Below are 5,079 nucleotides of genomic sequence, written 5' to 3'. Positions count from 1 at the left end.
GCGCCGATGGTAGTGTGGGGTCTCCCCATGCGAGAGTAGGGAACTGCCAGGCATCAAATAAGTGGAAAGCCCCGTACGAAAGTACGGGGCTTTTTGCTATGCGGAATTTAGCTCTGCATGGACTTTGTTTATTGGTCTTGAGGCCCACCCCAACTTATAAAACTCTGCGTATCAGGATATCGGATCGGTTAAACTAAGCACAAATAAGTCACTCATGAGTAATATTGCTATGTCGATTGGCGACACTTCTCTTCAATCCCTGAATACTTTTTCTCTGGCGGCTTATGCTGCTGAAATCACGCATGTCCAGAACACTGAACAACTCATAGCAGCCTGGAAATCAGCGAAGGAAAAGGAGCAGCCTTTTTTACTTTTAGGCGAAGGAAGTAATGTTCTTTTCCTGGAGAATTTTGCAGGGTCAGTAGTGCTGAACCGGATCAAAGGTATTGAGCTGGATGAAAATGCAGAGGAATGGCTGTTGCATGTGGGGGCTGGTGAGAATTGGCATCAATTGGTTTGTTATGCATTAGAGCATGATATTCCGGGTCTGGAAAATCTTGCTTTAATTCCCGGATGCGTAGGTTCTGCTCCTATTCAAAACATAGGTGCATATGGTGTCGAACTGCAGAGTATCTGTGGTTATGTGGATGTTTTGGATTTGCAGAGCGAAAAGGTCATCCGCGTGCAATCCGACGAATGCCAGTTTGGTTATCGCGAGAGTATATTTAAACATTCCTATAAAGAAGGGTATGCCATTATTGCCGTAGGCCTGAAGCTGACAAAACAATGGCAGCCGAAATTGACTTATGGGGAGCTGACTCGCTTAGATCCTGAGACTGTTAGCCCCCGTCAGATCTTTGATTTAGTTTGCGCGATGCGGCAGAGCAAATTACCTGACCCCGCCATTACCGGCAATGCGGGGAGTTTCTACAAGAACCCTGCTGTTGACGCTTCTGTGGCAGAGAAAATCAGCAACGAATATCCTTCTATGCCGTCTTATCCACAAGCTAATGGGCAAATTAAACTTGCTGCCGGATGGTTGATTGAACAGGCTGGTTTGAAAGGTTTTACCGTTGGCGGCGCATCAGTTCACGATAAACAGGCGTTAGTACTGATTAATAAAGATCATGCGAGCAGCGCTGATGTACGTGCATTGGCTAAATATGTACGTGATGTTGTTGCAGAGAAATTTGGTATCTGGCTTGAACCAGAGGTTCGTTTTATCGCCGCGAAGGGTGAAGTGGACGCCGTGGGTGCGCTGTCATGAAAGATATTACCGTTCCTCTGCAACTGATCTCCATTTTGGCTGATGGTGAATTTCATTCCGGTGAGCAGTTAGGTACAGTCATTGGCATGAGCCGTGCAGCAATTAATAAACACATCCAGACGGTACGTGACTGGGGCGTTGATATATTTACAGTGCCGGGCAAAGGTTATAGCCTGCCATATCCTATCCAACTGCTCGACGAGGAGAAAATCCTCAAGCTGCTTCCGGCGGGTCAGGTCAGAGTTCTGTCCGTTATTGATTCAACCAATCAGTATCTTTTAGACCGAATTGGCGAATTAAGCTCTGGCGACGCATGTGTTGCGGAATATCAGCAGGCCGGCCGGGGACGTCGCGGGCGAAAATGGTTCTCACCTTTTGGCAGTAATCTTTATCTTTCTATGTACTGGAAGCTGGAACAAGGGCCTGCCGCCGCAATGGGGCTAAGCCTGGTTATCGGGATTGTCATGGCTGAGGTGCTTCAGCGCCTTGGAGCTAAAGATGTACGGGTGAAATGGCCAAATGATCTTTATCTTAATGACCGTAAGCTGGCTGGGATACTGGTTGAACTGACAGGTAAAACCGGCGATGCGGCACAGTTGGTTATCGGCGCGGGCATTAACCTCAAAATGCGTGAACCGGCTTCTGACGCCATCACTCAGGGATGGATAAATTTGCAGGAGGCGGGTGTTAATATTGACCGCAATGAACTCACAGCAATGCTGCTGAAAGAGTTAAGGTCAGCATTATTACATTTCGAACAGGAAGGATTAGCACCTTTTATTCCCCGCTGGCGTGGTTTAGATAATTTCCTTGATCGTCAGGTTAAATTACTCATCGGTGACCAGGAAATTCATGGTATCGAGCGCGGGATTGATCCGCAGGGTGCTTTGTTGCTTGAACAGGATGCGGTAGTTAAACCTTATATTGGCGGTGAGATTTCACTGCGCGGTATCTGACTAAAATAAAGGAGAGTATCAGGCTCTCCTTTATTCGTTAACGACAGTAAATTTATTTTCTCAGCCGAACACTTTCAACAGCGTGATTAGCACTTTTCGTCAAGATTAGGCTGGCTCTTTCACGGGTTGGGAGAATATTCTCCTTTAAATTCAAACCGTTAATCTCATTCCATAACTGTGTCGCAATATTCACAGCTTCTTCTTCTGGCAATTTTGCATAATGGTGGAAATAAGAATCTGGGTCTGAGAAAGCGCCTTGACGGAATTTCAAGAAACGATTGATATACCAGCTCTGCAATAAATTTTCAGGTGCGTCAACGTATATAGAGAAATCGACAAAGTCGGAAACAAATACACGATGTGGATCATGAGGATAATCCATGCCACTTTGTAAGACATTCAGCCCTTCAAGGATCAAAATATCTGGCTGCTCAATAACTTTATTGCCATCGGGTATCACATCATAGATCAGATGTGAATAAACTGGCGCGGTAACATGCCGTGCGCCTGACTTAACCTCTGAAACGAAATTCACCAGCTGGTGCATATCGTAAGATTGAGGGAACCCTTTTTTCTTCATGATCCCACGCTCCTGGAGCGTCTTATTGGGATAGAGAAAACCATCTGTGGTGATCAGCTCTACTGAGCGATGCTCTGGCCAACGGCTTAATAATGCCTGGAGGACGCGGGCTGTCGTGCTTTTACCTACCGCTACACTCCCAGCAATTCCAATGATATAAGGAATTTTCTGTCCATCTGTACCGAGGAACTGCTCAAGCACGGCTTGTCGGCGCAGGTTGGAACTGATGTAAAAATTGAGAAGGCGTGAAAGTGGCAGATAGATCTGCGCGACTTCCTCGAGGGATAAATCCTCGTTTATGCCTTTCAGGTTCACCACTTCAGCCTCTTTGAGCGTGAGTGGTACTGAATCACGTAAGGCTGCCCACTGCGTACGATCAAACTGCAGATAAGGAGTTGCCAAAGATGGGTCTCTTTTTTTCATAAGTTAAAGTCTGCCTGTTAGCGCAGGTCAGGAAAGGCGATCACGCCAACTCCAGACAGTAAACCAGCAGCATATTATAGACACCTTAATTTTTGAGGGAGATCTTTTTCTTATAACTTATCGATTTCTTTGATTGAGTTTAAAAATTTTTGAGAAACTTATGCAAGTGAGGAAAGTCTGTGAAAGTGCGATGAAATACTCACCGCACTTTCACAGACTAAAAGAGGGGGTGAGAGGCGCAGGTGAAGGGCGGTAGTTGTTTGTAATAGACTACTTCATTTTTTCTGCTGTAACGGGCTGAGTCTTGCCTGAGTGTCGCACAGCGATAACCCTGAGCCCGATAGAAAGCTTCGGCGTCCGAACCTGACTGCATATCTGAAGACAGAACGGAGCAACGCAGGTTCTGTGCGGTATTTTCCAGTGCACGCATTAACAGACGACCGACGCCGCGTCGTCTCGCACGGGCACAGACCAGCAAAGTACTCACTTCGGCCTGATGAGGTAAATCCGGAGAATGGGCCAGATCGAGCTGAACGGTCCCAATGACACCTTGTTCATCTCTGGCGATCCAAAGCAGTCGCTCATTTTGAGTTAGTGCAGGGCGTAAATCATGAAAAGAGTCTTCCGCCTCTCTTTGTCCGGTGACGTGCGGGAACCCCACGCAAGCGCCTGTACTGTTGGCTTCGATGAGAAGTTGTGCCAGTTCATCTCTATAAACAGGCAATGTTGCGGCGTTGAGCATGACAATTTTCATAGCTGCACTCCTTAAAATAACAAAACAGTGCGTACGCAATGAAGATTGCAAGAATTGCGCCAATATAAATGGCCTTGAAATCAGGTGTAACTGATAAAGAAATGCCTTTTGATGTTCATTTGTGAGGCAAAAGCACATTTTCAGTGCATAAATGAGACGGTTAAGCTCTGCGAAGGATTTATTTCATTAATGAAGTGTAGGAAAGTGGTTCATATCTTGCTCAGACAGGTATGAAGAAGTCGCACTTTTGGATATATTTTCACCCCTTAAACAGCGGAAAAAGGGAAAAAGCTTACTTTTTGAATAAAACATGAGCGATAGTGCAAAACATGCAATTTTTTTGTTGCATACCCCGTAAAGTCTCCATAGAATGCGCAGCACTTGATGCCGGCATAGCTCAGTTGGTAGAGCAACTGACTTGTAATCAGTAGGTCCCGAGTTCGACTCTTGGTGCCGGCACCATTCAAGTACTTAACAATTAGGTGGGGTTCCCGAGCGGCCAAAGGGAGCAGACTGTAAATCTGCCGTCATCGACTTCGAAGGTTCGAATCCTTCCCCCACCACCATACAAGCCTTAGTAATGAGGCAGCTTGAAGTGAAAGAGTCGCTTCAGGTGAAGGTGAGGAATTAAGTGTCTCACGTCCTTTTCCCCGTCTTCAAGTTCTTCAGAACAATCAGGTAGCCGAGTTCCAGGATGCGGGCATCGTATAATGGCTATTACCTCAGCCTTCCAAGCTGATGATGTGGGTTCGATTCCCACTGCCCGCTCCAAGTATGTGCTGATATAGCTCAGTTGGTAGAGCGCACCCTTGGTAAGGGTGAGGTCGGCAGTTCGAATCTGCCTATCAGCACCACTTCCAAATTCTCCCTCCTGATTTTCTTTCTGTAAACTAATTCGTCAAGCAAATGCTTGGTTGATGTGGTGATACCACCGATTTAACCGTGTCTTAGAGGGACAATCGATGTCTAAAGAAAAATTTGAACGTAACAAACCGCACGTTAACGTTGGTACTATCGGCCATGTTGACCACGGTAAAACTACCCTGACTGCAGCAATCACTACCGTTCTGGCTAAAACCTACGGCGGTTCTGCACGCGC

At 46.3% G+C, this 5,079-nt stretch carries 5 protein-coding genes and 4 tRNA genes; 7 read left to right on the top strand and 2 right to left on the bottom strand.

Going from position 1 to position 5,079, the window contains the following annotated elements:
• Positions 1–229: 229 nt before the first annotated feature.
• Positions 230–1,267: a UDP-N-acetylmuramate dehydrogenase gene (murB, locus tag DXU84_RS24845; protein ID WP_153376837.1), complete on the top strand. Its 1,038-nt coding sequence runs from the start codon at positions 230–232 to the stop codon at positions 1,265–1,267.
• Complete coding sequence (gene birA / locus DXU84_RS24840; RefSeq protein ID WP_013577418.1) at positions 1,264–2,223, top strand: bifunctional biotin--[acetyl-CoA-carboxylase] ligase/biotin operon repressor BirA; 960 nt, start codon at positions 1,264–1,266, stop codon at positions 2,221–2,223. The genes murB and birA overlap by 4 nt, the downstream gene beginning before the upstream one ends.
• 52 nt (positions 2,224–2,275) lie before the next feature.
• Here birA and coaA read toward each other — a convergent pair whose 3' ends face one another.
• The gene (gene coaA / locus DXU84_RS24835; RefSeq protein WP_013577417.1) at positions 2,276–3,226 is read right to left on the bottom strand and encodes a type I pantothenate kinase; all 951 of its coding nucleotides are present in this window, start codon (positions 3,224–3,226) and stop codon (positions 2,276–2,278) included.
• 217 nt (positions 3,227–3,443) lie between these two features.
• Positions 3,444–3,980: a GNAT family N-acetyltransferase gene (locus DXU84_RS24830; RefSeq protein WP_013577416.1), complete on the bottom strand. Its 537-nt coding sequence runs from the start codon at positions 3,978–3,980 to the stop codon at positions 3,444–3,446.
• A gap of 386 nt (positions 3,981–4,366) precedes the next feature.
• Here DXU84_RS24830 and DXU84_RS24825 point away from each other — a divergent pair.
• The 5 genes from DXU84_RS24825 to DXU84_RS24805 form a co-directional block, all read left to right on the top strand.
• Positions 4,367–4,442: transfer RNA gene (locus DXU84_RS24825), tRNA-Thr, on the top strand.
• Between the two features lie 19 nt (positions 4,443–4,461).
• Positions 4,462–4,546: transfer RNA gene (locus DXU84_RS24820), tRNA-Tyr, on the top strand.
• Positions 4,547–4,676: 130 nt separating this feature from the next.
• Positions 4,677–4,751 (top strand) — tRNA-Gly (locus tag DXU84_RS24815).
• 7 nt (positions 4,752–4,758) lie between these two features.
• Positions 4,759–4,834 (top strand) — tRNA-Thr (locus DXU84_RS24810).
• A 108-nt stretch (positions 4,835–4,942) separates the two neighbouring features.
• A partial coding sequence (locus DXU84_RS24805; RefSeq protein ID WP_228389065.1) for a GTP-binding protein occupies positions 4,943–5,079 on the top strand: 137 nt, incomplete at its 3' end.

The sequence above is a fragment of the Rahnella sp. RcJ3 genome, assembly GCF_009498575.1.
Taxonomy (GTDB): Bacteria; Pseudomonadota; Gammaproteobacteria; order Enterobacterales; family Enterobacteriaceae; genus Rahnella; species Rahnella aceris.
Note: the sequence above shows the minus strand (reverse complement) of the source record. Positions and strands in the feature narration are given on the sequence as shown.

What these genes read in the sequence shown, in the direction of transcription:
- murB (WP_153376837.1), top strand. Translation starts at nt 230, where the DNA reads ATGTCGATTGGCGACACTTCTCTTCAATCCCTGAATACTTTTTCTCTG.
- birA (WP_013577418.1), top strand. Translation starts at nt 1,264, where the DNA reads ATGAAAGATATTACCGTTCCTCTGCAACTGATCTCCATTTTGGCTGAT.
- coaA (WP_013577417.1), bottom strand. Translation starts at nt 3,226, where the DNA reads ATGAAAAAAAGAGACCCATCTTTGGCAACTCCTTATCTGCAGTTTGAT.
- DXU84_RS24830 (WP_013577416.1), bottom strand. Translation starts at nt 3,980, where the DNA reads ATGAAAATTGTCATGCTCAACGCCGCAACATTGCCTGTTTATAGAGAT.